The following is a 3882-nucleotide window of genomic DNA, read 5'->3' on the forward strand; positions in this document are numbered from 1 at the left end:
CCGCTGGGCAGCATCTCGGTCATGCCCCAGCCCTTGTGGAACGCCCAGCCGCGCCGGGCGATCGCGTCCAGCAGGGCGCGGGTCGCGGGCGCGCCGCCGCACAGCACGCGGCGCATCGAGGTCATCTCGCGCGCCTGGCCGACCAGGTCCACCCACACGGTCGGCACGGCCGCGCCGACGGTCACCCGCTCCGCCTCGATCAACGCCGCCAGCGCGGCGCCGCTGGCGTCCCGGCCGGGCAGCACGAGCTTGGCGTTGGCCAGGGCGCTCGAAAAAGGCCAAAAAAACAGGCGTTGACGTGGAACAGGGGCGTGACCGCGAGCAGGACGTCCTCACGGGACACGGCGTGCGAGTCGACGGTCATGGAGGACATGGAGTGCAGGACGCACGCGAGATGTGAGGACACCACGCCCTTGGGCATGCCGGTCGTGCCGCTCGTGTAACAGATCCAGGCGGCATCGTCCGGCCGCGCGCGCTCGACCGGCTCGGCATCGGGCACCGCTTCGAGCAGTGCTTCGTAACGGCGCGAGCCGGCGAACACCGGATTGACCGGTGCGCCGTCGTCGAGGACGACGACCTCCCGGACCGGCAGCCGGTCGGCGAACTCGGCCAGCCGGTCGGTCAGCGAGGCGTCGACGAACAGCACCTCGTCCTGGGCGTTGCGCAGCTGGTAGGCGATCTCGTCGGCGGTCAGCCGGACGTTGACGCCGTGCACGACCCGGCCGGCGCAGGGCACGCCCAGGAACAGCTCGACGTGCCGGTGCGTGTTCCAGGCGAAGGTGGCCACCCGGCCGCCCGGTGCGACGTTCAGCACGTCCAGCACACCGGCCAGAGCGGTTGCCCTACGGCCGATCTCACCCCAGGTCGTGCGCACCGTTCCGGCCGGTGTCACCGACACCACCTCGATGTTCGCCCCGGTCTCGCGGCAGCGGCGCAGCACCATGTCGAGCGTGAGCGGGACGTCCTGCATCAAGGACTTCACGGCGGCCCTCCGGACTCGGCTACGACACCGACAATATCAGGTAACCTGATATTCGGGAAGGCGGCAACGGTGAACTCCCTGTGACGTCCACGCCGCTGCGCGCTCACCCGGTCGGAGGTTGTGGGACGATGGACGGCGCGATGCCCGCGACGCCTTCCATCCCCCGCTCCAGCGCCGACCCTGCACCGGTGCCGCTCGGCCCTACGCGCCTGACCCCGGTGGTCGCGGCCGAGCCGACGCCCGAGCCCGAGCGCGAGTGGCCGTTCCCGATCAGAACAGCCCTGCTCGGCCTGGCCGGCATGGTGCTCATCGCCGGCGGCGGCATGGGCGCCGGCGCCACCCTGATCCACGACCCGCTGCTGGCCAACGGGGCCTTCAACTGGATCCGCTACGGCCACGGCATGATGCTGGCCACCTGGCTGCTGTACATGGGCCTGGGCCTGGCCATCTGGGCCTGGATCCGGCTCGGCCGGCACGCCAGGGCCGGCCGCGTGAACCACGCGTACATGATCCGGGTCATCGTCATCTGGATCGCGCCGCTGCTGATCGCGCCGCCGCTGTTCAGCAAGGACGTCTACAGCTACCTCGCGCAGGGCGACCTGGCGCTGCACGGCCTCGACCCCTACGGCGTCGGCCCGTCGGCCCTGCCCAGCGCCCTGTCGGACAACGTCAGCATCGTCTGGCAGAACACGCCCTCGCCCTACGGGCCGCTGTTCGTGCTGCTGGCCAAGGGCATCGTCGCCATCACCGGCGACGGCCTGACCAGCCTCATCAGCGGCGTGCTGCTGATGCGCCTGGTGCTGGCCGTCGGCTTCGCCATGCTGTGGTGGGCGCTGCCGCGGCTGTGCGCCAAGCTCGGCGGCAACTCCTCCATCGCGCTGTGGCTGGTCGGGGCCAACCCGCTGCTGGTCGTGCACCTCATCGGCGGCGCGCACAACGACATGCTGATGATCGGCCTGATGGCCGTGGGCGTGGTGTTCGTGCTGGACCGCAAGCACGTCGCCGGCATCGCCCTGGTCGCGGTGGCCTTCTCGGTCAAGGCCACGGCCGTGATCGCGCTGCCGTTCCTGATCTGGATCTGGATGTCGCACATCCCCCTGGGCACCCGCAGCTACCGGTTCGTCCGGGCCGTGTTCCCGGCGGTCGGGGTGTTCGGCGGCGTGTTCGTGCTGTGCACCCTGGCCGCGGGCGTGGACCTGGGCTGGATCTCCGCGCTCGGCGGCTCCTCCATCGTGATCAACTGGCTGTCGCTGCCCTCGGGCATCGGGCAGGCCTTCTTCACGGTGCTGAGCTGGTTCGTCGGCCTCGGCGACGTGCAGCCCTTCGTCACGGTCACCCGCACCCTGGGCTGGCTGCTGCTGATCTACATCCTGGTCCGGCAGTGGTGGCTGGCCCGCGAGGGCGGCAACGACGCCATCCGGCGGGCCGCGATCTGCATGGCCGCCTTCGCCCTGCTCGCCCCCGTGACGCTGCCCTGGTACTTCAGCTGGGCCCTCGTGCTGGCCGCCGGCTTCGCGTGGGGCACCGCCGGGCTGACGCTGGCCGCCTGCGGCTCGGTGTGGCTGCTGCTGATCACCTATCCGTCCGGCGGCACCGCGCTCTACGACTGGGGCTACCTGTTCGTCATCCTCGGCGTGTCCGTGCTGGCCGCCGTGTCGCTGCTCAAGCCCGATCCGCTCAAGCTGTCGCTGCGGTACATCAAGGACGCCCCCGAGAAGGCGCTGAGGCACCACTCGTGAGCCTGGAGGCCGCGTACGCGCAGTGCCGACGGCTCAACGCCCACCACGGCAAGACGTTCTACCTCGCCACCCTGCTGCTGCCGGCCGACCGTCGGCCCGCCGTGCACGCCCTGTACGGCTTCGCCCGGCTGGCCGACGAGGTCGTGGACAGCCCCGGCTCGGCGCCGGCCCGTGAGCTCGACGAGCTGGAACGGCAGCTCAAGGCCGCCCTGACCGGGGTTGTGGAGCATCCCGTGCTGGCCGCGCTGGCCGACACCGTCGCCCGCTACGGCATCGAGCACACGCTGTTCGAGGACTTCCTGGCCTCGATGCGGATGGACCTGCACCAGCGCGAGTACGCCACGTACGCCGAGCTGCGGGCCTACATGCGGGGCTCGGCCGAGGTCATCGGCCTGCAGATGCTGCCCGTGCTCGGGGTCGTCGCCGAGGGGGCCGAGCCCTACGCCGCGGCCCTGGGCGAGGCCTTCCAGCTGACCAACTTCCTGCGCGACGTCGCCGAGGACCTCGACCGGGGCCGGGTGTACCTGCCGGCCGACGAGCTGGCCGCCTTCGGCGTCGACCGTGCGCTGCTGGAGTGGTGCCGGGCGTCGGGACGCCGGGACCGCCGGGTTCGGGCCGCCCTGGCCCATCTGGCGGCCCGCACGCGGGCCGTGTACCGCACCGCCGCCCTGGGGATCCCGCTGCTGGCCCCCGAGTCCCGGCCGTGCGTGTCCGTGGCCTTCACCCTCTACCAGGGCATCCTCGACGAGCTGGCGGCCCGTGACTACGACGTCTTCGGCCCGCGGGCGGTGGTGCCGACCAGCCGCCGGCTCGCCGTGGCGCTGCCGGGGCTGGTCAGGGCACTGCTGTCCCGCTAGTGCTCGCCGGCCAGCCGGCAGGCTTCCTTCGCGTCCGCCGCCGGCACGCCGTTGCTGGTCATGTCGCTCGCGCACGTCGCCTTGGCCAGCATCGCGCCGAACGCGCAGCCGACCACCACCTGCTGGTTCATGTGGTCGCTGTCGTGCGCCTGGAGGTACTGGAGGCAGTCCTGAGCCGCCGCCTGCGCCGGGGCCGCGGTCAGCAGCGGCACCGCCGTGCCGGCCAGCAGGGCCACCGCGATGCCGGCGGTACGGGCCATCCGTGACATGGGGATCCTTCCGATGGGGTGCGGCCACCCCACCG

General features: G+C 71.9%; 5 protein-coding genes. 2 read left to right on the forward strand and 3 right to left on the reverse strand.

The genetic code is table 11. The annotated features are described in order from the left end of the window. Together KUTG_RS53465 and KUTG_RS15205 are read right to left on the reverse strand one after the other, a co-directional pair. Window positions 1-245 (reverse strand): AMP-binding protein (locus tag KUTG_RS53465; RefSeq protein ID WP_052394563.1); only part of this gene is annotated, 245 nt, incomplete at its 3' end. Continuing rightward, window positions 200-982, reverse strand: coding sequence for an AMP-binding protein (locus KUTG_RS15205; protein ID WP_052394565.1), 783 nt, complete (start codon window positions 980-982; stop codon window positions 200-202). The genes KUTG_RS15205 and KUTG_RS53465, both read right to left, overlap by 46 nt. A gap of 140 nt (window positions 983-1122) precedes the next feature. Between KUTG_RS15205 and mptB the strand changes: the two genes are divergently transcribed. Beyond that, window positions 1123-2721: a polyprenol phosphomannose-dependent alpha 1,6 mannosyltransferase MptB gene (mptB, locus tag KUTG_RS15210; RefSeq protein WP_063753721.1), complete on the forward strand. Its 1599-nt coding sequence runs from the start codon at window positions 1123-1125 to the stop codon at window positions 2719-2721. Beyond that, on the forward strand, window positions 2718-3578 hold the full coding sequence (locus KUTG_RS15215) for a phytoene/squalene synthase family protein (protein WP_043717526.1): 861 nt from the start codon (window positions 2718-2720) through the stop codon (window positions 3576-3578). Before mptB ends, KUTG_RS15215 begins: the two co-directional genes overlap by 4 nt. On the opposite strand, the gene KUTG_RS15220 is transcribed toward KUTG_RS15215, so the two are convergent. Then, window positions 3575-3882 (reverse strand): hypothetical protein (locus KUTG_RS15220; protein ID WP_369794473.1); only part of this gene is annotated, 308 nt, incomplete at its 5' end. The genes KUTG_RS15215 and KUTG_RS15220 overlap by 4 nt on opposite strands.

Source organism: Kutzneria sp. 744 (assembly GCF_000568255.1).
Classification (GTDB): domain Bacteria; phylum Actinomycetota; class Actinomycetes; order Mycobacteriales; family Pseudonocardiaceae; genus Kutzneria.

Bases quoted from the DNA above. Each gene is read 5' to 3' on its own strand.
- mptB (WP_063753721.1), top strand. From the start codon at position 1,123: ATGCCCGCGACGCCTTCCATCCCCCGCTCCAGCGCCGACCCTGCACCG.